Source organism: Oceanobacillus sp. B139/18 (assembly GCF_055524595.1).
The window spans coordinates 1-20,553 of the sequence record NZ_JBVFXI010000015.1; the positions used below are offsets into that span (position 1 = coordinate 1).

At 40.5% G+C, this 20,553-nt stretch carries 22 protein-coding genes and 1 riboswitch; of the genes, 12 read left to right on the forward strand and 10 right to left on the reverse strand.

Annotated features, from left to right (window positions below; genetic code table 11):
* Nucleotides 1-23 precede the first annotated feature (23 nt).
* Nucleotides 24-68: riboswitch (PreQ1 riboswitch) on the forward strand.
* Between the two features lie 8 nt (nucleotides 69-76).
* Together ACZSMY_RS22550 and ACZSMY_RS22555 are read left to right on the forward strand one after the other, a co-directional pair.
* The gene (locus ACZSMY_RS22550; RefSeq protein WP_042532008.1) at nucleotides 77-559 is read left to right on the forward strand and encodes a QueT transporter family protein; all 483 of its coding nucleotides are present in this window, start codon (nucleotides 77-79) and stop codon (nucleotides 557-559) included.
* Between the two features lie 129 nt (nucleotides 560-688).
* On the forward strand, nucleotides 689-1,465 hold the full coding sequence (locus ACZSMY_RS22555; RefSeq protein WP_226894937.1) for a DUF3891 family protein: 777 nt from the start codon (nucleotides 689-691) through the stop codon (nucleotides 1,463-1,465).
* Nucleotides 1,466-1,553: 88 nt separating this feature from the next.
* Here the strand turns inward: ACZSMY_RS22555 and metA are convergent, their stop codons facing one another.
* Complete coding sequence (gene metA / locus ACZSMY_RS22560) at nucleotides 1,554-2,468, reverse strand: homoserine O-acetyltransferase MetA (RefSeq protein WP_042532005.1); 915 nt, start codon at nucleotides 2,466-2,468, stop codon at nucleotides 1,554-1,556.
* A 345-nt stretch (nucleotides 2,469-2,813) separates the two neighbouring features.
* Here metA and ACZSMY_RS22565 point away from each other — a divergent pair, with 345 nt between their 5' ends.
* Nucleotides 2,814-4,412, forward strand: coding sequence for a catalase (locus tag ACZSMY_RS22565; RefSeq protein WP_465148364.1), 1,599 nt, complete (start codon nucleotides 2,814-2,816; stop codon nucleotides 4,410-4,412).
* 47 nt (nucleotides 4,413-4,459) lie between these two features.
* Here the strand turns inward: ACZSMY_RS22565 and ACZSMY_RS22570 are convergent, their stop codons facing one another.
* Together ACZSMY_RS22570 and ACZSMY_RS22575 are read right to left on the reverse strand one after the other, a co-directional pair.
* The gene (locus ACZSMY_RS22570) at nucleotides 4,460-4,954 is read right to left on the reverse strand and encodes an SRPBCC family protein (RefSeq protein ID WP_042532000.1); all 495 of its coding nucleotides are present in this window, start codon (nucleotides 4,952-4,954) and stop codon (nucleotides 4,460-4,462) included.
* 89 nt (nucleotides 4,955-5,043) lie between these two features.
* Nucleotides 5,044-5,649, reverse strand: coding sequence for a TetR/AcrR family transcriptional regulator (locus tag ACZSMY_RS22575; protein ID WP_042531999.1), 606 nt, complete (start codon nucleotides 5,647-5,649; stop codon nucleotides 5,044-5,046).
* A gap of 171 nt (nucleotides 5,650-5,820) precedes the next feature.
* On the opposite strand from ACZSMY_RS22575, the gene ACZSMY_RS22580 reads away from it, so the two are divergent.
* Nucleotides 5,821-7,527, forward strand: a complete 1,707-nt coding sequence (locus tag ACZSMY_RS22580) for an FAD-dependent oxidoreductase (protein WP_042531997.1) — start codon at nucleotides 5,821-5,823, stop codon at nucleotides 7,525-7,527.
* 482 nt (nucleotides 7,528-8,009) lie between these two features.
* On the opposite strand, the gene aroD is transcribed toward ACZSMY_RS22580, so the two are convergent.
* From aroD to ACZSMY_RS22600, 4 genes are read right to left on the reverse strand one after another with little or no spacing between them, the layout of a single operon-like run.
* Nucleotides 8,010-8,780 carry a type I 3-dehydroquinate dehydratase gene (gene aroD / locus ACZSMY_RS22585; protein WP_042531995.1) on the reverse strand — a complete coding sequence of 257 codons (771 nt, stop codon included), beginning with the start codon at nucleotides 8,778-8,780 and terminating at the stop codon, nucleotides 8,010-8,012.
* 41 nt (nucleotides 8,781-8,821) lie between these two features.
* A complete protein-coding gene (locus tag ACZSMY_RS22590) occupies nucleotides 8,822-9,184 on the reverse strand; it encodes a hypothetical protein (RefSeq protein ID WP_042531992.1) in 363 nt (120 codons plus the stop codon).
* Nucleotides 9,185-9,218: 34 nt separating this feature from the next.
* Nucleotides 9,219-9,386 carry a hypothetical protein gene (locus ACZSMY_RS22595; RefSeq protein WP_175297032.1) on the reverse strand — a complete coding sequence of 56 codons (168 nt, stop codon included), beginning with the start codon at nucleotides 9,384-9,386 and terminating at the stop codon, nucleotides 9,219-9,221.
* A complete protein-coding gene (locus ACZSMY_RS22600; RefSeq protein ID WP_175297031.1) occupies nucleotides 9,358-9,888 on the reverse strand; it encodes an MFS transporter in 531 nt (176 codons plus the stop codon). The genes ACZSMY_RS22595 and ACZSMY_RS22600 overlap by 29 nt, the downstream gene beginning before the upstream one ends.
* Nucleotides 9,889-10,355: 467 nt before the next feature.
* Between ACZSMY_RS22600 and ACZSMY_RS22605 the strand changes: the two genes are divergently transcribed.
* The 5 genes from ACZSMY_RS22605 to ACZSMY_RS22625 are packed head-to-tail and all read left to right on the forward strand — an operon-like array spanning nucleotide 10,356 to nucleotide 13,916.
* Complete coding sequence (locus ACZSMY_RS22605; protein WP_042531990.1) at nucleotides 10,356-11,234, forward strand: ATP-binding cassette domain-containing protein; 879 nt, start codon at nucleotides 10,356-10,358, stop codon at nucleotides 11,232-11,234.
* Nucleotides 11,231-11,926 carry a hypothetical protein gene (locus ACZSMY_RS22610; RefSeq protein ID WP_042531988.1) on the forward strand — a complete coding sequence of 232 codons (696 nt, stop codon included), beginning with the start codon at nucleotides 11,231-11,233 and terminating at the stop codon, nucleotides 11,924-11,926. The genes ACZSMY_RS22605 and ACZSMY_RS22610 overlap by 4 nt, the downstream gene beginning before the upstream one ends.
* 30 nt (nucleotides 11,927-11,956) lie before the next feature.
* Nucleotides 11,957-12,334, forward strand: coding sequence for a GntR family transcriptional regulator (locus tag ACZSMY_RS22615; RefSeq protein WP_042531986.1), 378 nt, complete (start codon nucleotides 11,957-11,959; stop codon nucleotides 12,332-12,334).
* Nucleotides 12,331-13,212 carry an ATP-binding cassette domain-containing protein gene (locus ACZSMY_RS22620; RefSeq protein ID WP_193064022.1) on the forward strand — a complete coding sequence of 294 codons (882 nt, stop codon included), beginning with the start codon at nucleotides 12,331-12,333 and terminating at the stop codon, nucleotides 13,210-13,212. The genes ACZSMY_RS22615 and ACZSMY_RS22620 overlap by 4 nt, the downstream gene beginning before the upstream one ends.
* On the forward strand, nucleotides 13,209-13,916 hold the full coding sequence (locus ACZSMY_RS22625) for a hypothetical protein (RefSeq protein WP_193064023.1): 708 nt from the start codon (nucleotides 13,209-13,211) through the stop codon (nucleotides 13,914-13,916). The genes ACZSMY_RS22620 and ACZSMY_RS22625 overlap by 4 nt, the downstream gene beginning before the upstream one ends.
* 76 nt (nucleotides 13,917-13,992) lie before the next feature.
* Here ACZSMY_RS22625 and ACZSMY_RS22630 read toward each other — a convergent pair whose 3' ends face one another.
* Both ACZSMY_RS22630 and ACZSMY_RS22635 read right to left on the reverse strand, forming a co-directional pair.
* On the reverse strand, nucleotides 13,993-15,726 hold the full coding sequence (locus ACZSMY_RS22630; protein ID WP_256705715.1) for an ABC transporter ATP-binding protein: 1,734 nt from the start codon (nucleotides 15,724-15,726) through the stop codon (nucleotides 13,993-13,995).
* A complete protein-coding gene (locus ACZSMY_RS22635) occupies nucleotides 15,727-16,539 on the reverse strand; it encodes a MerR family transcriptional regulator (protein WP_212928591.1) in 813 nt (270 codons plus the stop codon).
* Nucleotides 16,540-16,924: 385 nt separating this feature from the next.
* Between ACZSMY_RS22635 and ACZSMY_RS22640 the strand changes: the two genes are divergently transcribed.
* Genes ACZSMY_RS22640 through ACZSMY_RS22650 form a run of 3 tightly spaced genes read left to right on the forward strand, consistent with a single transcriptional unit; the run spans nucleotide 16,925 to nucleotide 19,076 of the window.
* Nucleotides 16,925-17,377: a helix-turn-helix transcriptional regulator gene (locus ACZSMY_RS22640; protein WP_212928590.1), complete on the forward strand. Its 453-nt coding sequence runs from the start codon at nucleotides 16,925-16,927 to the stop codon at nucleotides 17,375-17,377.
* Nucleotides 17,374-18,291 carry an ABC transporter ATP-binding protein gene (locus ACZSMY_RS22645; RefSeq protein WP_256705713.1) on the forward strand — a complete coding sequence of 306 codons (918 nt, stop codon included), beginning with the start codon at nucleotides 17,374-17,376 and terminating at the stop codon, nucleotides 18,289-18,291. Before ACZSMY_RS22640 ends, ACZSMY_RS22645 begins: the two co-directional genes overlap by 4 nt.
* Nucleotides 18,291-19,076 carry a hypothetical protein gene (locus tag ACZSMY_RS22650; RefSeq protein WP_193064025.1) on the forward strand — a complete coding sequence of 262 codons (786 nt, stop codon included), beginning with the start codon at nucleotides 18,291-18,293 and terminating at the stop codon, nucleotides 19,074-19,076. Before ACZSMY_RS22645 ends, ACZSMY_RS22650 begins: the two co-directional genes overlap by 1 nt.
* A 137-nt stretch (nucleotides 19,077-19,213) precedes the next feature.
* Here ACZSMY_RS22650 and ACZSMY_RS22655 read toward each other — a convergent pair whose 3' ends face one another.
* Nucleotides 19,214-20,425 (reverse strand): MFS transporter, encoded by a 1,212-nt coding sequence (locus tag ACZSMY_RS22655; protein ID WP_256705711.1) that lies wholly within the window; start codon nucleotides 20,423-20,425, stop codon nucleotides 19,214-19,216.
* Between the last annotated feature and the right edge of the window lie 128 nt (nucleotides 20,426-20,553).

Genomic DNA, 20,553 nt, shown 5'->3' on the forward strand with positions numbered 1-20,553 from the left:
CGATACTGGTATGATAGGCTAGGTTCAACGTGGTTCGTAACCATCCCACGCTAAAAAACTAGGAGGAAAACAGGATATGAATATAAGGACACTTGTGATTAACGGGATTATTGCAGCATTGTATGTCGCTGTATCCCTGCTGGTCTCCCCAGTTGCATTTGGGGCGATTCAATTTCGAATATCAGAGATGTTTAACCATTTGATTATCTTTGATAAGCGTTACTTTTTCGGCATTACGATTGGTGTATTTGCATCTAATTTATTTTCAATGGCAGGCGGATTGGATCTTTTATTCGGGACAGCACATACCGCCATATCTTTAGGAATTATTATTTTCTTAAAAAAATATATTAAAAACAAGCTGACACTGCTATTTCTAAATACATTGATTTTCAGCTTTAATATGTTTATTATTGCCTTTATGCTAAATATAGCTTTACAATTACCGTTCCTGCTGACATGGCTTACAACCGGAATCAGTGAATTGATTGTTTTACTGATCGGCATTCCGATCTTCTATACTTTATATAAACGGATACATTTTGATAAAATGATATAATACAGAGATAAAGACGGTGGAGAATGTAATCCATCGTCTTTTTTAAGAATGGAGAAGTAATTTTTTTAATGATATGAAAAGCTTCCTGGGGCTCTTTCGTTCTCCATGCAATCAATCACAAGGAAGGGAATGAGTAAAATGATTATCCGAAATCAGAACGGCCATTTTATTTTTATAACACAGGTAGACCATGCTTCTGTATCTGGAGAAATAGTTAAAAATCTGGCCTCGGGTTATTTCGAGCATACGCCTTATAAAGATTCTGTTATCTATGCAGCTTATCAGCATGACTGCGGCTGGGAGGCCTTTGACAAGCAGCCTTTTTGGAATGATCAGGCAAATCGTCCCTATTCCTTTATCGATTTTCCAGACATACCAAAAACCGTCTTGTACACGCAGGGTATTGAGCAGGTCCAGGAAAAGGACAGGTATGCCGCATTATTATGCAGTGAACATTATAAGCGTTTTCTCGTAACATCCACGCTCCCTGAAGCAAAAGCGTTTGTTCAGCAGGAAGCAGAGCGGCAGGAATGGCTGATCAGCAGGATGGATCATTTTAATCAAGCGACGTTTGAAATGGATTATACGCTTTTACAGTTTTCCGATAATCTATCTCTGTTCGCATGTATGAATGAGCCGGGAGCCGCGGATAAAGACCTTCATCCTTTTTTTAAAAACGGGATATCCGTTTCAAACACCGCATCCTCCTTTCCATCTGCTTTTTCTGTCAGCTGGGAAGATAAGGAGACAATAACCATGGAACCTTTTCCATTCTCAGCAAACTTTCCAATTACTTTGCTGTATAAAAGTATTCCTAAAACAACCATTCAGCAGCAGGGATTGATGAATGCTTATGAGCATGCCTCTGTTTTATCAAAAACGATTAGGATAAACACCAAAAAATAAGGCTGGCAGCTGCTTCAGCCTTATTTTTTGGTGTTTTAAAAAAGGACCAGACGCATCCAGTCCCTTCTCTGCTTCATTCAATCTATTTTTACTCTTCTCCCCATACATAAGGGGTTTCTTGATACACATAATAATTCAGCCAGTTGGAAAACAGCAGGCTGGAGTGACTCTTCCAACGATGCTTCGGCTGTTTTTCCGGATCATTATTGGGATAATAATTTTCCGGCATAGCTGTATCGATTCCTCGTGCATGGTCTCTTTCATATTCTTCCTTCAATGTGTTTGCCATGTATTCTAAATGCCCGGTTGCCATAATATGCTTTCCATCCTTAGAAGCAAGTAAAAAGACTCCTGCGTCATCGGATACAGCAATCAGCTGCAGTTCAGGATGATTTTCGATTTCTTCCAAAGAAACCGTTGTATAGCGGGAATGCGGGGCTAAGAATACTTCATCAAACCCTCTTACCAGGCGTTCTTTTGGTGTTAACACATCATGTTCAAAAATCCCAAAGCATTTTTTCGGAAGCGGATGCTTATCAATGCCATAATGATGATATAAAGCAGCCTGTGCTCCCCAGCAAATATGCAGGGTGGATGTCACATGATCATTCGTCCAGTCCATAATTTCCTGCAGTTCCTCCCAATAATCCACATCGGTAAAAGACAGATGCTCTACCGGGGAGCCCGTAATAATCATACCGTCAAATGTTTTATCCCGTACCTCCTCAAAGGTCTTATAAAAAGTATCCAGATGATTCTGGTTTGTTGTTTTTGATTCATGTGAAGCCATTCGTAAAAAAGAAATGCGCACCTGTAACGGTGTATTTCCTAAATATCTTAACAATTGCGTTTCTGTTTTTTGCTTTTCCGGCATTAAATTAAGAATAAGAATACTAAGCGGACGAATTTCCTGTGCATCCGCGCGCTGTTCATCCATCACAAATATATTTTCCTCTTCCAGAATTTCTTTTGCAGGCAACTCTCTCGGAATTTTAATCGGCATTGTCTGACCTCCACTTGTTAAGCTTAACTTATTTCAAACGTTCTATTATCAATATGGAATATAACCGTACTGAATGTACAGCTTTTCCAAATTATTTGTCTATTTCTATTGTAATAGCTGGCAAGAAAAGTTCAAGTCCTCTCCCTTATTTTCCTTTAGAAAATCAAAAATGAATTGGATTTGAAAACATCAGGAGGAGCATTTTGTTCTTTTTGAAAATAGTCCAAACTCCCTTACGCTGCATTTTTTCCATCTCAGATAATAATCCTCCAAAGATACGATTAATTTTATTTGGATTGGCAATGCTAATGAGAAGAAATTTATAATGGAAATGAGGATAAATCTATGGCTGATAAAGAAAAATCCACGCAACAAACCAACATGGAAAATGATAAAACCTTAACTACCCGTCAAGGGCATCCGGTAACCAACAACCAAAATATCCGGACCGTCGGCAATCGTGGTCCTGGAACGCTGGAAAACTATGATTTCATTGAAAAAATTAGTCATTTTGACCGTGAAAAAGTTCCAGAACGTATTGTTCACGCACGAGGCGCAGGAGCGCACGGCTATTTTGAAACCTATGGAACGGTCGGTGATGATCCGGTTTCCAAGTACACCAGAGCAAAAGTTTTTCAGGATAAAGGGAAGCAGACCCCTGTATTCGTCCGCTTTTCAACAGTGGTACACGGCAACCATTCGCCGGAAACCGTTCGTGATCCGCGTGGTTTTGCAGTCAAATTTTACACAGAGGATGGCAACTGGGATCTGGTCGGCAACAATATAAAAATATTCTTTATTCGTGATGCAATGAAGTTCCCGGATATGATTCACGCTTTCCGTCCAGATCCCGTAACAAATATTCAGGATTCCGAGCGTTTCTTTGATTTTTGTTCCAATTCTCCAGAGTCCTTTCATATGGTGACCTTTATTTACTCCCCATGGGGCATTCCTGCCAACTACCGCATGATGCAGGGATCTGGTGTAAACACCTATAAATGGGTCAATGAAGCAGGTGAAGCAGTGCTGGTCAAATATCATTGGGAGCCGAAGCAAGGGATTAAAAATTTAACCGCCAAAGAAGCAGCGGAAATTCAAGGTGAAAATTTCAACCATGCGACACAGGATTTATATGACAGCATTGAAAATGGAGATTATCCAGAATGGGAGCTGCTGGTGCAAATCATGTCAGACGATGATCACCCGGAGCTTGATTTTGACCCGTTGGATGATACCAAACTATGGCCAGAGGATAAATTCCCATGGCTGCCAGTCGGGAAAATGGTATTAAATAAAAATCCGGAGAATTATTTCACCGAGGTAGAGCAGGCGTCATTCGGCACCGGTGTATTAGTTGACGGACTGGACTTTTCGGACGATAAAATGCTTCAGGGACGGACCTTCTCTTATTCAGACACACAGCGCTATCGTGTCGGAGCGAACTATTTGCAAGTGCCAATCAACGCAGCGAAAAAACGAGTGGCAACCAATCAGGAAGGCGGACAATTACGTCAGGAAAATGATAAAGCCCCGGGACAAAACCCGCATATCAATTACGAGCCGTCTGTACTCGGCGGTCTGGAGGAAGCAGAGCAGACCGGAAAAGAATATAAACCTTTTGTAGAGGGTCATCTTGTACGCGAATCCATTGACCGCAATGATAATACAAAACAGGCAGGCGAAACCTTCCGTCAGTTTGAAGACTGGGAAAAAGATGAATTATTGTCCAATCTGATTGGCGATTTATCGACCTGTGACAAGCGTATTCAAGATAAAATGATTGCACTCGCAGAAGATGCAGATGAAGAATATGGACGCCGCCTGCGAAAAGGATTAGAACAGGCGAAAAAGCATGGCACCAGTCAAAATCCATTAGGAGCAACGGATGCCGAGCAGGCTCCGAAGCACGCAGAAGAGTTAGGACATGACGCCGACCCTTATTAAAATAAAACAACAGTACCTCGACAATTTCAGTTTGAGGCACTGTTGTTTTATTTCTCTTCATTCAAAAATGGATTAATCTTTTTTTGATATGCTTTATAATGTGCTTCCCATGATTCCTTTGGAAAATCCATTGGTTTCCCTTCCAGCGCTGCCTGGAACATCTCTAAACATACCTGCCATCCGGCTAAATCCTTCGGGATATGATCGTTCAGATCCGGAACATATTCCTTTAATAAAAGAACACATTCATTTTCTACTGGCTCCAGTTCAAACCGGACAGAACCGTCTCCCCATTCAAATTGCCAATAGGACTGCGCCTGAAAATCTAGAATAGCAATCTCAAAGGAGTTACCTGTTCCATCATTCATATTGAATTTCATTGTTCCGTTTTTACGCAGGTCTACCACTTCTAAGTTCGGCATCCACTGCTGCAGTTTATCATTTTGTGTTAATGTGCTCCACACTGCTTCAACAGAGCTTTTAAATCTTCGTTCAAAGGTTGCTAAATAGCCTTTTTCTGTTTTTTCTACAATGGCTAACATCTATTTTCCTCCAGTAACTAAGTATTAATTCAACTTGTATATATTATAACCGTTTTCCAGCTGTCTAACGATATGCTTCACTCATTTCATCAGGAATCCCCAGTAATAAATGATTCCGCCGGATAGTAATTGATTATTTTACAAAGCTGATTTGCCATATAATCCGGCGATTGTTCAAAATCGTTTTTAATCCAATCTAAAATAATGCCTAAAATCCCATAAGCGTAAAACGAGGTATACATATTATTATCCAGCCCATCATGACACGGGGTAATCAGATTAATATCCTGTTTGAAAAATTGCGTGATAGATTCCAAAAAAGTTTCATAGAATCCTGGAATATCCTCAAATTCCTTCCAAAGCCCATAAAAATGCTTGTTTTCGAGAATATGGTTAAAAATAACAATCTCTGAAGGAGCTAAGGAACTTAAGTGAATATAGTTATTTTTCTTATAAGGAATGCTGAAGGCTTGAATAAGCCCATTTGTCTGGTCCGTGATTATTTCCTTCACTAAATCTGCCTTTTGATTATAATGCCGATAAAAAGTAGCCCGGTTATAATCCGCATAATCAACGATATCTGTCACTGTTATTTGCTCATAATGCTTTTGCTGCATCAATTCAAGCAGCGCATGCTTCAGTAATTTTTTCGTTCTTCTTACCCGCCTGTCCATTATCATATCCTTCGTAACCACACAAACCACCCCAAATCCTTTTTGTTTTTAAACATATTGCAGCAATCTGTTGTTTATGTGTACAGACCATAATATATTACTGATTGAAAGCGCTTTATTAAAAATTTATACTTAGGTTAACTCGTACTTATAGCTTATCATAATTTTAAGATTGATTGGGAGGTCATAACATTGGAAAATCAGTGGAATGAGCAATATGATGTCGTTGTTGTGGGTTCAGGCGCTGGCGGATTAACAGCTGCTTTAACAGCTTGCTTGCGCGGATTATCAGTAATTGTCATTGAAAAAACTGCACTATTTGGCGGCTCCACTTCCAAATCCGGCGGAACCATCTGGATTCCCAACAACCTTTATCTGGAGGAGGCCGGGGTGAAGGACACGTATGAACAGGCAAAATCGTATCTAGATGCTACTGTCGGAGACCGCGTTCCAGATGTATTAAAATCGGCTTATCTGCAAAAAGGACCCGAAATGGTAAAGTATCTGCATGAGAATACAGCACATTTCCGGTGGGAATACACTCCTAAATACTCCGATTATTATCCTGAATCACCTGGAGGTTTAGCATCTGGGAGAGCCGTAGAAGCTCAGCTTTTTGACCTTCGCAATTTAGGAGATGATTTGAAATATTTACGTACTTCCGGCTTGCCAACAAAAGGGATGGTACTAAAATCAAGTGAATTCCACAAAGTAAATATGATCATGAGAACGTGGATTGGAAAAGTAAAGGCAATGAAAGTAGGAATGCGCCTAATTCGCACACTCCTTTCCGGGTATAAACCTACTACCTTAGGAGAAGCTGTTGTTGCCCGCCTGTATACCTCGCTCAAAGAGGCTGGCGGGGAAGTTTGGCTTAACACCCCATTTAAAGATTTGATTTATGAAAATAATCGCGTTACAGGGGTTATCGCCGAAAGAGATGGAAAGGAACTCAACATTCAGGCCCGGGAAGGTGTGGTTTTTGCTTCTGGCGGGTTTTCCCATAGTCCGGATTTACGGGAGAAATATTTACCGCAGCCTTCCAATACGGAATGGACACTGTCAGCTGAAGAGCAGACAGGTGATATTATTGCAGCAGGAGTCGAACTGGGCGGACAATTGGATTTAATGGATAAAATGTGGGGAACTCCTACATCAGCACCACCTGGAGCACCTGCATTTATGCCGGTCGCTGAACGCGCCACGCCCGGCTTGATTATCGTCAACAGCAATGGCGACCGCTATATCAACGAATCAGTTCCGTACCATGAATTTGTTGATCAAATGTATGAAAATAATCATGAAAAGAGCTCCACGATACCATCATGGATGATTTTTGATCAACGGGTGAAGAATCGTTATCTGGTATTCGGAATCATGCCGTTACAGCCGCTTCCTAAAGAATGGTTTGAGACAGGATATGCCAAAAAAGCAAAAACTCCGGAGGTATTAGCCGAGCAGATCAATGTGTCTCCAGAGAAGCTGGCTAATACCATTTCCAGATTTAATACATTTGCAGCCAATGGGCAGGACGAGGATTTTGGACGCGGGAATAGTGCTTATGACAGATATTATGGTGACCCGACACTGGATAACCCTAACCTTGCTCCGCTGAACAAAGCACCATACTATGCAATCCCAATCTACCCGGGCGATATTGGCACCAAAGGCGGTTTGGTCATTGATGCAGCAGCCAGAGTCGTCAGAAAAGATGGCAGACCAATTACAGGATTATATGCTACTGGAAATTGCACCGCTTCTGTCATGGGAGAAACCTATCCCGGACCTGGCGCAACGATTGGGGCATCGATGGTATTTGGTTATGCGGCTGCAGTGGATATAGCTGAAAATATGGGAAAGCAAGACAGCCAAATCCCTAAAGTAACCATGACAGTTTAAGTGTATTTCTGATTTCAAGATGCAGATACAAGATTTTTTGAAAGGTATCCTAACTGAATTACAGTCTAATGTAAAAAGAGGATTCCGATTTACAGATTGCTAAATCGACATCCTCTTTTTTCCTGTATTTCATTCTACTTCATCTCTCCCTTCAAACGAGCAGCGGAAGTTTTCCAGATCTTTTCTTTCTTCTTTTTTGGTTTATTTTTACAAAGCTTCCCTGACTTCCTTACATCCTCCATCCGATAATCAATATGACTTTTCATAGACTCATACGTAAAAAACATGGGATAAATCAGCTCCTGAGAATAAGTTATTTGATACATTTATTGTATCGGCTTACCCTCTCCCGCACATCGGGTCGGTGACTGATTTATCCCTTGAAATTTCCGCTGCTTCAGATGGAAGAAAAACTCCGACTTCCGGCTGAGGGCAGATCCATCCTTCTCAAATTCACGTAGATCTACCTTTCATTAAACCAGTTAGCTTACATCCATCGATTTCTCAATTACCTCCAACACCTGTCGCAGTTCCTGAACTGGAACCTGCCCGGGTGCTGAAGTTCTTTCCCCTGCCCCAAAGGTTAAAACAGATCCGAAAACCTGGCCGGACAGCCGGCTGATTACACCAAGCGGCCCCATCGCCATTGTAATCATGGGCTTCGTGGTATATTCTTTCATCTCATTAGTTGCTGTGAGCAGCTCTAAAACATCCGCAGTCTGATTCGGCATCACGGCAATTTTTAAGATATCACCGCCAAGCTCCTCTGCCCATTTTAAACGGCGGACAATTTCCGATTTAGGCGGTGTTTTTTGAAAATCATGATTGGAAACAATCACATATGTATGCTGCTGATGCGCTGCAGAAATCAGATTTTTAACTGCATCCTCTCCCTGATACAATTCCACATCTACCAAATCTGCAAGCCCTGTCTGGATCACAAATTGATTCAGAGCGATATAATCCGCCTTGGAAATCTTCTTCTCTCCTCCCTCTTGATGGCTTCGGAAGGTAAAAATAAGCGGAATTCCCTTTAAAACTGCCGTTAAATCTTTTAACATCTGTTCCACTGCTGTATGATTTTCCACTTCTTCAAATATATCGGCACGCCATTCAACAACATCTGCTCCTTCTTGCTGATAACGCTCCACCTCTTCCATAAGTGCTGCTTTGTTAGAAGATGTTAAAGGAATACAAATACTTGGTTTCCCCTCTCCTAAGGTTACGTTTCTAATTGTTAATGCTTCTGTCATCATACAACCTCCATTCTTTATTAATTAAAAACCCGATTCTATCACGCAAGATAGTTATCTTTTTTCTTCCCAAAAAAGTGAAAAACTCCCCATGCTCCTCCTACAAATAACATAACCATACTTGAAAGATAAAATACGGCAGAAATTCCATTTAAATCAATAATAATAAATGACAGTAAAGGACCAATTGCTGCGCCTAAATCAACAGCTACTGTATGCAGCGTCATCATCTTAACAGGATTTGTTTTAGCTGCAGCATCTCCTGCCAAAGTATCTGTTATCGTTATAAAATCGTTGTTATCACTTGAAAAAACATGATGATGATTAACAAAGAAATAAAAGATTCCACACTGCCTAACATTAAAAAAGCAGCGCTGCCAAGGAATAATGGAATAAGAATCCAATGATACTTTTGCTTTTGTTTATCGACAAAGCTTCCTATAACAGGGGCAAAAAAGGATCCCAAGCCCAGCGAACTGCTTGAATGATTCCAGCCAGTGTTGCTGCCCCGATAACCATGCCAAATACGGACCAATGCAGATGATACGACTGTTCAATCAAGGGGCTCAAGGTAGAGTTAAAAATACCCATGGTAATATAACCCATCGTTCCTCCGGTAATAATGATGAGAATAATATATGGCTAGACGTATCGATTGCTTCTCCTTTTCCGGCACATGACGATTTACAGCAACCGTATCTTTCTCTGCAGTCGTATTGTTTTTAGGCACCAGTTTGAAGATAAAAGGAAAAACCGCCACAGCTGCCAGCGCAAACAATGTCGTCACAAAAGATATCGGCAACTGATCTGCTAAAAACCCTCCTGCCAGCATACCGGCTAAACCTCCTAATCCCCACAAACCATTATACAATCCCATATACTTTCCTCTCGTTTGTTCCGTAGAAAACGATACAACGGTAAGCATCCCACCCAGCTTCACAAATGACCAGGCGATTCCCCATAAAATTCTGGCAAGCAGAAGGAGCCAAAATCCTTGAAATTGGCCATAGAAGAACGTGCTTAATGCTGCAAAAACCACAGAAATCAATACACCCGAACGGATATCGAACTTGTTGTAAAATATTCCTACAAATGGGGTAATCGGCAAACGGACAAAACGATTAATAGATAACAGGACACCGATTTGCCAAATAGCTGTTAATCCAAAATCCTGTCAGTGTAAGGGCAAGACGATAAAAAGCATGGCATCCCCCAGCAGCGTGATTGCTGTAATCAGGGCAATCCCGATAACTTTTCCTTTATCACTCATGCAAATTGCCCGCTAAGATTAAATGACAGCGACCTTTTTTCATCATCCGTCCCTCCTGCCTTTCTTTTAACATTTCTGCTTCTTATATGTTTAACTTATATTCCAATATATCATAAGTTCCAAAAAAATTTCTTTGTAAATTTATTATTTTTAGAAAAGCCTCGTTTCGTTTTATCGAAGCCTATTTTTCAGAAAGATTTCTATATTTTATTGACAACTAACTGTAACACTGTTATGGTTATACACATAAGTATATAACCATAACACAGTATGACTTAACTATTAATTTATAAAGGAGAATGTATATGGCTTATCCCATTGAAGTACGCCATTTAACGGTACATTATAAGAAATACAAAGCGTTAGAAGATGTAAGCTTCACGCTGTCTCCAGGGAAAGTTCACGGAATACTGGGAAGAAACGGAGCCGGAAAAACAACCCTGTTAACATATCTTGCTTCTTTCCACAAGGTAAAGCGGGGCACGATTGTCATTGACGGCGAAGACCCTTTTGAAAATGAACGAATTTTGCAGGGAACATCTTTTATTTATGATAAAGATAATACCTATGACTACGATAAAATCGCTAAAATACTCAAGGGTATGCTTTATTTCCGTCCGAATTTTGACGAAGCTTATGCCAAAGATTTAGCAGCTAAGTTTAACATTCCGATGGATAAAAGTGCCGACCAATTATCCAAAGGGCAGTATTCCGCTCTACAGGTTACCATTGGCCTGGCAAGCAGAACGCCGCTCACCATTTTTGATGAAGCCTATCTCGGAATGGATGCGCCGGCAAGAGAGTTATTTTATAAAGAAATCTTATTAGAACAGGAGAGACATCCGCGTACAATTTTATTTTCCACCCACCTTGTTTCCGAAATGGAGTACCTTTTTGATGAAGTGCTTATTATCGATAACGGGAAGGTTTTATTGCAGGAAACAAGTGAGCAGCTTCTGGAAAAAGGCTTCTCTATTACAGGGCCTGAAGAAGATGTCGATTCATTTACAGAAACATTGGAAGTGATTCATGAGAAGTCGCTCGGCGGCACTAAATCTGTAATGGTGTATGGAACGTTGACAGAACAAGAACAGCGGGAAGCGGCTGAGCTTGGCTTAGAGGTTGGTACATTATCTTTAAATAATCTATTTATTCATTTGACAAAGGAAGGTGAGGAAACATGAAACAATCTCAATTAGGCTGGTCTTTATTCGTAGAACAGCTAAAATGGGCAGCTTGGTTTTTTGGTATTATGATTATTTTGACGATTGGAATTACGGCATCAACTCAATGGGGTTTCTTGGATAATCTCGATGTCAGCAATACAACTTCGAATGTATTTTTGTTGATTATCGGATTGCTTTATTCTTATGGTTTTTTAGACTACTACTTTAAATTGGGGATCTCCCGGAAAAAGTTCTTTAAAGCTTCCTTATTCGCGTCCGTGTTGCTTTCCGTTATTTTAGCTTTTGCCATGAGTCTCATGATTGGTTTATTTGAGACACTTGTTCCAGCTTTAGGCTTTACTGTCCCATGGTCAGATTTATTGAGCAGCGGCGGCGTATTATCTTTTATAAAAAGTATAGCCGATTATTCTGTCAGTCATTTTTTCTATCTTTTAATTGGCTGGTTTATGGGGCTTGGTTTTTATCGTTTTCGCTGGAAGATTGGATTATTGTTTATCCTTCTTTCCTTTCCATTTTTCGGCGTATCCGCATTGTTGCAGGATCAGGATGACATTGCACATACGATTAACTTTTTCACCTCTAACTCGCTCATTATCAGTATGGGACCCTATGTTATTTTCTTTATCATGATAGTCATTTTAATTATCTGTAACTACCGTCTGACCAAGGACGCACCAATTCGATTATAAAACCCTGCCAGAAAGGAGGCTATACACACGATGTCTACACAATTTCGAAGTGATAAACCTATCTTTGTTCAAGTTCGTGAACAGATTGAAGACCAGATAGTTAATAATCAGCTAAAGGAAGGTGAACAGGCTCCTTCCACCAATCAGCTGGTTCAATTTTACAAAATTAATCACGCCACCATCTCCAAAGGCGTCACACAGCTTGTAGATGAAGGCATTCTATACAAAAAGCGAGGTGTCGGCATGTTTGTCGCAGAAGGAGCAAAACAAAAACTCGTTCAAAAACGGAAGCAGGCGTTTATGAATGATTACGTTATCGGTTTAGTCCAGGAGGCAGAAAAGCTTCTTATCACTGAGGACGAAATTATTGATTTAATCAAAAAAGCAAGAAAGGGGGATAAAGCATGAGTTATGCCATCGAAGCAAAGGATGTCAGTGTACGATATAAAGATTTCACCGCCATCGATCAAGTCAGTTTTCAGCTGGAATCGGGAAAAATCCATGGTTTGCTAGGTAGAAACGGAGCGGGAAAAACCTCCTTATTATCGGTTCTATCCGCTTTTCGAAAAACAGATACAGGCAATCTTATCATCGACGGCGAAGACCCTTTTGAAAACCCAAGAATCATGCAGGACACGATTTTCATATTTGATCAGCACAAGGATTTGGAATACAGCTATGATAAGGTTGGGGAAACATTAAAGGAAATGGCTTACTTTCGTCCAAATTTTGATGAAACCCTTGCCCTTCAGTTAGCTGAAAAGTTCAAGCTTCCTTTAAATAAAAAAGTGAATCAGCTGTCAAAAGGAAAAAAATCAGCATTTCAGGCTATTATCGGTTTAGCGTCTAGAGCTCCTCTAACTATTTTTGATGAAGCTTATCTCGGTATGGATGCGCCGACAAGAGAAACTTTTTATAATGAAATTTTAAATGATCAGGAAAAGCATCCAAGAACGATTATCTTTTCAACCCATCTCGTTTCGGAAACCGATTATCTTTTTGATGAGGTGCTGATGATTCATAACGGAAAGGTTTTATTGCAGGATACCAATGAGCAGGTTATTTCCAAAGGATTCTCCATTACTGGTTCATTGGAGCAGGTGGATGATTTCACAAAAGAATTAGAAGTCTTAAACAGTCAGCTCCTTGGCGGAACAAAATCTGTCATGGTATACGGCGAACTCTCTGAACAGCAGAAAAATGCAGCAAATCAAGCCGGGCTGGACATCGGTCCCCTCTCTCTTCATGATTTGTTTGTGCATTTGACAAAGGAGGAAAAGGAATGAGTGCGATTATCTTATCACCTGCAACAATGGCTAGATTCTTATTTATGGAACAATTGAAATGGACCATGTGGTTTCTTTCCTTTATGTTTGTAATTTATATTGTTGTCGTCAGCTTTGCTTCTGGCCCCCATTCCAGTTTTATTGATTTGGTAAACTTTTCTAATGGGTCATCATCTATTTATATGTTCGTCCTTGGCATTCTGACAACATCCTCCTTCTTTTATTATTACATGCAGCAGGGAATAACCAGGAAAAATTTCTTTCTCGGTACGATGTTATCATCTGTTCTGCTCTCTATTGCCATAACGATCATCCTGGTTGTGTCAGGCTTTATCCTTCAATTCATTTCTGGGTGGGCAGGCTGGAATATCCATACACAGGAATTTGATTATACAAGCAGCTTTTCCGCATTCCTTTATGTCTTTGGCAGCCTGGTTATGTTGCACCTTATTTACTTTTTAATCGGCTGGATGATAGGTCTGACTTTCTATCGTTCAGGCTGGCGATATGGACTGCTCTCTATTGCATGCAGCATTCTTATTATCGCAATAGCAGGCATTTTTATAGAGGCCACTCATTTTTCCTTTTTCACAAATATCATCACGGTGCCGACGTTTATAGCGATGCCAGTGAGTATTGTATTAATTGTTCTGCTTCTTGGCGTTAATTATCGTTTGATTAAAGATATCACGATAAAAATATGATTTGGTACCTGTTTAAATACAGCACTAAAAAGAACAGCGCATTTCTTCGATGAAGAACTATGCGCTGCTCTTTTTTCTATTTCAACTGCTGTTCCGCAAAAGAACGATACAGTTCATGTGACTCCAGTAATTCCTGATGTGTTCCTTTCCCGGTAATCTCTCCATTTTCAATAAAGATAATTTGATCCGCATCAATTATCGTTGCTAAACGATGGGCAATCACAAATGTCGTTCTTCCCTCCATTAATCGCTGCAGGGCTTTTTGAACCACCTGCTCCGATTGACTGTCGAGACTTGCCGTTGCTTCATCAAGCAATAAAATCTTCGGATCACGTAAGAAGGCTCTGGCAATATTAATACGCTGGCGTTGTCCGCCGGATAATTTCGTACCGCGCTCGCCGACTTGCGTGTCCATTCCATTTGGCAGCTCTTGAATAAATTGTGCGGCATAAGCCATTTCCGCAACGGCCCAAAGCTTTTCATCAGCAATTTCTTCTGCATCTTCCAGGCCATAGGTTAAATTATCTCGAATCGTACCAGACATCATCGAGCTTTCCTGGGACACATATCCGAGCTGGGAACGCCAGGACGCCAATGAAATATCCTGAATTGATTCGCCGCCAAGCAGGATAGCTCCCTCATTGGGCTCATAATAGCGTTCAATCAGACCAAATACAGTGGTTTTTCCTCCGCCGCTCGGCCCGGCAAATGCCACCATTTCTCCTGGTGCCGCAGAAAATGATAAGTTGTTTAAAACCTGCTCGCCCGCTTCATACGAAAAGCTCACTTCTTCAAATGCCAGCGGAAGCTCGCTAATTTGTTTTGCAGAACCAGGCAATACTTCTTCCTCTTCTTCCCGTAAAATTTCTGAAATTCGTTCCGTAGCACCTTTTGCCTTTTGCAATTCTGTAAAGAACATCGCAAAGGTTGTAATAGGAAAGACAATCTGGAATAAATACAAGAGAAATGCGACAAGCGATCCCGTTGTCATCGTTCCCTGCTCCACGCGAATACCGCCGTAGCCGATAATCATCACGATGACAAGCATCACAACCATATACATAAACGGTGCAATGACTGAGAATATCTTCGCTTCTTTCAAGCCTGTCTGCAATAGCTTAAAAATCCCCTGTAACCCCCGCGTTTCTTCCTTCTGTTCCGCCGTGGAAGATTTCATCAGTTTGATTTCACTGACGGTCTGCTGGATCTCTCCTTGAAAATTAGCTGTTTGATCCTGCAGACTCCGGGATACTTTTGCCATCTTATTCCCAAGCGGCAGCATTACAATCAGCGTAATCGGGACAGCGATAAACATGATCAATGTCATTTTCCAGTCCATAAACAGCAGGATAATGACCGCTCCAATAATGGAAATCAGACCGGAAATAAATTGCGGAAAATGCTGAGAAACCAAATCCTTTACAATCCCCGTGTCATTGATTACACGACTGACGGATTCCCCGCTCGGCTGCTTTTGAAAATAAGAAACCGGCAGGCGAATCAGCTTTTTCCACAATATTTCTCTGAGTCTTGCCACTACTTTTTGCCCGACATAAGCCAGTGCATAAGCTGACAGCCCATCCACCAGCGCATGTACGATAAATACGCCGATGATTAGAACAATAAAGCGCCAATCTAAATCTGCAATCGAAAAACCGTCCACAAGCTCCCTTGTCAACAGTGGGATGGTCAGCCCTACCAGCGTAGTCAGCACACTTCCAATTAACCCTAAAATTAATACAAGCTTCGGTATCCTAGTAGATAGTAACAGCTTGATAAAATTACTTGATGATTGTTTCGATGCTTTCATTTAATTCTCTCCTTCTTCCTCATCCCATAATGGACCCATATAATCTATTATCATTTGCTGCAGCCAAGCTTCTTCCTCTTCTGTGATTGGTGTCGGGACAAGACGCTCTATCTCTTGAATATACGTATTTATGCGTTCTTCATTCTCTTTGTCCCCCATATCCAAGGAAAAGATATCCGCAAGTTCTTTCAACGAATTCACATCCGTTACCTCCATGATAAAGCGGTAAAAATCATCCAGCATTTGTTGGACTTCAGGATGATTTGCCGGTTTTCCACAATGTTTCCTGACTCGTTTGTAAAATGTCAGTAATCTTTGTTCAAAGAACATTTTCTCCTTCGCTGTCTGCGGAAACATTTTCTTTATAATATCATCCTTAATAATTCCTTTAGCCAGCTCTTCCTGCTTTCTCTCATTTTGCATACTTGCCAGTAAGCTGATGAGAACAGCCTGATCCACTTCTTTTTCATTTTCCAGAAGATGCACCGTGCGCTGGATGGCCTCCAAAGCAATATCAATCTGTTCCCTATCCTTGATCAGCTTCGATTCCTGCAGCCTTAACGTGTCGATAAAGCTTAAATCGAACGTATCTGGCTGCATATGATGCTTGATGTCATCCAAGCTCATCCCTAAAAATTTCATCGTCATGATTTTATGCAGCTGGATCATATCCTCTTTTTCATAAATACGATGACCTCTATATTTATCCCGTTTTGGCTTTAATATATCCTTCTCATCATAATAATGCAGTGTCCGCACAGATACGCCTGTTGATTTAGCAAATTCGCTGATGGAGAATGTTTCGTTTTTCATTTCCGCTCTAATCTCCTCTCACTTGATAGCTCTATCATACCACCTCACGTAACGTCAGGCGCAAGCATAAAATAAAACTTCATTCAGTGGGAATTTTTGCTTTTTTCCCGCTGAATGAACCTGAATGATTCAGGGAGCTAGCTTACCTGATCTCCCGCCTATATAAATTTATTTTTACGCTTTATTTTGAGGCGGGAGTTTTACGGACGATTCTCCGTGATAAATTTTTTATTATAAAGAATTGGCGGGAAAACTGCTCGAGAAGGAAGTTCGTTTTATTTATAATACGCAACTAACGTTAACATAAATCGTTACCCTGCGTTGGTTGTTTCCTTTTCGTTAACGGGTAAAATAGAAGTATACCCAAACGAAAGGGATGCATGAAATGAATAAAATCACTTTATCACGAAATCTTTCTTTTTTAAGAAGGGAAAATAATTACTCTCAAGAAGAATTAGCAGAAAGAATTGGCGTTACCAGACAATCCATTGCGAAATGGGAAAATGGAGAATCTTTACCCGATATTATCAATTGCGATGCGCTTGCCTCTCTATTCGATGTCTCTTTGGACAATTTCATTCATTACGATCAAAAAGACAGCGGCTTTCCCATCCCTCCAAAGGGAAAGCATATGTTTAACACAACCCCTTTGGAGAAGGATGGTTATGTCAAATTACCGAAAAAGGCTTTGGATATGGTTCGTATGCAGGAGGGCGATCAGTTTATGGTGTTAGGCGATGAAAATCCAGAAAGTATTGGCATCGCCCTGGTCCCGGCAGAATTTTTTACCACCATGGCAGCCGGGATTTTGAATCGTACAAAGGATACTAAAAAATGACGGAATATATTCTGGAAGCAAAAAATATCTCCAAAGCCTATAACAGCTTTCAAGCATTAGAAAATGTATCAATATCCTTGGAGAAAGGGAAAATCTATGGATTGATTGGTCAAAACGGAGCCGGTAAAACAACATTTATGCGGATTATTACCGGCCTTTCCTTCCCTACTTCAGGAGAGCTATATCTCTTTGGTCAATCCAGCCCAAAAGCATTGCTGAGCGGCCGGAAACAAATGGGGAGTATGATTGAGAACCCGAGTATTCTCGGGCATATGAGCGCAAAAGATAATCTCCGTGTCCACAAAACGATGAAAGGAATAAAAGATGAAAATGCGGAACAGCGTGTGCTCGATATTGTTGGATTAGCGTCCACTGGCAAAAAGAAAGCAAAAGATTTTTCCTTAGGGATGCGCCAGCGCTTAGGCATCGCTATCACATTGCTAGGCAATCCAGAGATATTGATGCTTGATGAGCCGATTAATGGTCTCGATCCAAGCGGCATTGCTGAGGTTAGACAGTTAATAAAGGAACTAGCAATGAAATACCAAATGACGATTCTGCTATCCAGCCATCATTTAGCCGAGCTTCATCAAACTGCGGATGAATTTATTATTGTAAACGAAGGGAAAATCCTGAAAACGCTCAGCCATGACAAATTAGACCAACAAATCGATAAGCATCTTCTAATTGCTTGCAACGAACCGGAAAAGTTGCAAAAGGTGCTGAGAGAATCGCTTCATACAGAGAATTTTATCTTGCAGCCTGATCAAAGCATTAAATTATATGACTTCACGGATAAAAAAGAGGAGCTGTCCAAATCCCTGATAGAACATGATATTATCATTACCACTTTTACAACACAGGAAGAAACGTTAGAAAGCTATTACCTCCAATTAATAGGAGGTGTAAGCTGATGCAGCTGTTAAAAGCCGATTTCTTTAAATTAAGCCGGTCGATTTCACCATGGGCACTATTTCTTTTAGCTCTTATCAGTGCCATTATTTTTGCTGCCTGCTCCCATTATGTTGCGACAGACAGCTTAAGCATAGAAACTGCGTCCGGCAGCTTGTCTTTATTTTCCGAAACGCAGATGATGGCATTATTAGGAAGTATTGCAGCAGGGATTTGCCTGACGACTGATTTTGAAAATAAAATCATCGAAAATGCCGTTTCTGGCGGACATAGCAGGAACGCGATTATTATCAATAAAATGATTTCCTTTTTTATTTTAATTGCATTATTATATCTGCCTTACGCTGCCATTACACTTCTCTTTGCTTTTACAGATGCAGCATTCAGCGGCTTTCTCCCCACACCGGCCTTAAACATATTATCTGGAGCAGCAGAACAGATATCAACAGCCGGTTTATTCGGGAAAATCTTATTGATAAACGGCTTATCCCTCTTTATTTTTATCAGCCAGCTGATGGTCAGCATCTTCTTTATGTTCCTGTTTAAAAAGGCTGTTCTTGTTATCACTGCTACGTATATGACAAGCTTGATTCTTGGACCAGTCTCCAGTTTGAATGAAACCATTCATTCCGTAATGGCTTATACTCCTTATGGAATTGATTTATCTCAGCTGACATTTCACATGAGTGGTAAATTTATCGGGGAAAGCTTTCTTATCAGTTTCGTATTTATCCTTGTTTTCTATCTGGCGAGTTTTCTTATCTTTCGGAAAGCAGAAGTAAAATGACGTTACTATTTTATCTGCAATCTTTTCATATTTGTTTTCTAGAAATCCGGACATCTGCTTTGTCCGGATTTTTTAAATGGAGCTTTTTCTATTTTCAGAGTGCTTTTGCAATACTGGAATCTATTAAACACGATGCTTTATCTGCCGGAAACCGAAGTTGATTTCTTCATTCTTTTCTGCACCATTGTTACAATGACTAAATAAGCCACAGGCAATATCCCCGCCAGCCAAACAATGGCATGCCAGCCCGCTTGATTCCAAACAGGGCCTACTGCCGTACTTCCGAATGCTACGCCGATATAATAGGAGACAAGGTATAAGCTGGATGCACTTCCTTTATGGTGTGCTGCCTGCTCAGTTACGAAGGTTGCCGTTAAAGAATGCGCTGTAAAAAAGCCGAGACAGATCACACATAAACCGGCAATGATCCAAGGGAATGAGACAATGCCTGTCATCAAAATACCTGCGGACAGGACAATAATTCCCGCAATACGAACTCTGTTCAATCCTAAAGAGCTGGCAAGCCAGCCGGCAATCGGCGCGCCGACGACTCCAAATCCATATGCCAGAAATGTATACGAAATAGCCTGCGACGAAAGAGAAAATGGCTCTCCTTCCAAATAAAACGGCAAATAAGTCCATACGGAAGTAAACGAAACCTGAAAAATAATTCCCATACCAAAAAACAAGAGCATTACCGGACTTTTGATATGAAAAAGCATCCCTTCAATATCTTTTTGGAACGGAAGATAACTGCGTTCAAAAAATTGCGATTTAGGCAGAAAGAGGATTACTGCTATTGCAATTATCAGCCCTATCCCTGCAAAGATATAAAATATCGTCTGCCAGGCTTGCTCTTCAGCTAAAAAACTCGCCAAAAATCTGCCGACCATTCCTCCAAAGGCATTACTTGCTATGTATAAAGCTGTTGCAATTCCAATACTCGAACGGTCAATTTCTTCATTGATATAAGCAAGTGATGCTGCAGGCAGACCCGCCATAGCAAATCCTTGGATAAATCGCATCAGAATGAAAAAAGTAAAGGAATCAGTCATCGGAATCAATAGAAATGGAATAACCGAAATAATTAAGGAACATTTGATAAGCGGGACCCTGCCGATTCGGTCAGAATAAAACCCAAGAATAATCAAGCCGAGAATCAATCCAAACACATTCACAGACAAAGGTAACGTGGCTTCTGACACAGACACATTAAAATCTCTGACAAACAAGGGCGCTAACGGCTGCACCACATAAAGACTAGCAAATATAAAAAAAGAAGCTGCGGCTAAGCATAAGGTGATTTTCCAAAAGTAGAAATCTTTTTTATTGTACTTTCGCTTTTCCATTCCATAACACTCCCTATATTTCATTATACTAATAAAATGGAAATATTCATCCTATTTCAAATGAAATATTTATTGAATACTTTTATATAAGAAGTGTATTTACAGTCTACTATTATGATGAAGTGGTT

Bases quoted from the DNA above. Each gene is read 5' to 3' on its own strand.
- ACZSMY_RS22550 (WP_042532008.1), top strand. From the start codon at position 77: ATGAATATAAGGACACTTGTGATTAACGGGATTATTGCAGCATTGTAT.
- ACZSMY_RS22555 (WP_226894937.1), top strand. From the start codon at position 689: ATGAGTAAAATGATTATCCGAAATCAGAACGGCCATTTTATTTTTATA.
- metA (WP_042532005.1), bottom strand. From the start codon at position 2,468: ATGCCGATTAAAATTCCGAGAGAGTTGCCTGCAAAAGAAATTCTGGAA.
- ACZSMY_RS22565 (WP_465148364.1), top strand. From the start codon at position 2,814: ATGGCTGATAAAGAAAAATCCACGCAACAAACCAACATGGAAAATGAT.
- ACZSMY_RS22570 (WP_042532000.1), bottom strand. From the start codon at position 4,954: ATGTTAGCCATTGTAGAAAAAACAGAAAAAGGCTATTTAGCAACCTTT.
- aroD (WP_042531995.1), bottom strand. From the start codon at position 8,780: ATGACAGAAGCATTAACAATTAGAAACGTAACCTTAGGAGAGGGGAAA.
- ACZSMY_RS22595 (WP_175297032.1), bottom strand. From the start codon at position 9,386: ATGGGTTATATTACCATGGGTATTTTTAACTCTACCTTGAGCCCCTTG.
- ACZSMY_RS22605 (WP_042531990.1), top strand. From the start codon at position 10,356: ATGGCTTATCCCATTGAAGTACGCCATTTAACGGTACATTATAAGAAA.
- ACZSMY_RS22610 (WP_042531988.1), top strand. From the start codon at position 11,231: ATGAAACAATCTCAATTAGGCTGGTCTTTATTCGTAGAACAGCTAAAA.
- ACZSMY_RS22615 (WP_042531986.1), top strand. From the start codon at position 11,957: ATGTCTACACAATTTCGAAGTGATAAACCTATCTTTGTTCAAGTTCGT.
- ACZSMY_RS22620 (WP_193064022.1), top strand. From the start codon at position 12,331: ATGAGTTATGCCATCGAAGCAAAGGATGTCAGTGTACGATATAAAGAT.
- ACZSMY_RS22625 (WP_193064023.1), top strand. From the start codon at position 13,209: ATGAGTGCGATTATCTTATCACCTGCAACAATGGCTAGATTCTTATTT.
- ACZSMY_RS22630 (WP_256705715.1), bottom strand. From the start codon at position 15,726: ATGAAAGCATCGAAACAATCATCAAGTAATTTTATCAAGCTGTTACTA.
- ACZSMY_RS22635 (WP_212928591.1), bottom strand. From the start codon at position 16,539: ATGAAAAACGAAACATTCTCCATCAGCGAATTTGCTAAATCAACAGGC.
- ACZSMY_RS22640 (WP_212928590.1), top strand. From the start codon at position 16,925: ATGAATAAAATCACTTTATCACGAAATCTTTCTTTTTTAAGAAGGGAA.
- ACZSMY_RS22645 (WP_256705713.1), top strand. From the start codon at position 17,374: ATGACGGAATATATTCTGGAAGCAAAAAATATCTCCAAAGCCTATAAC.
- ACZSMY_RS22650 (WP_193064025.1), top strand. From the start codon at position 18,291: ATGCAGCTGTTAAAAGCCGATTTCTTTAAATTAAGCCGGTCGATTTCA.
- ACZSMY_RS22655 (WP_256705711.1), bottom strand. From the start codon at position 20,425: ATGGAAAAGCGAAAGTACAATAAAAAAGATTTCTACTTTTGGAAAATC.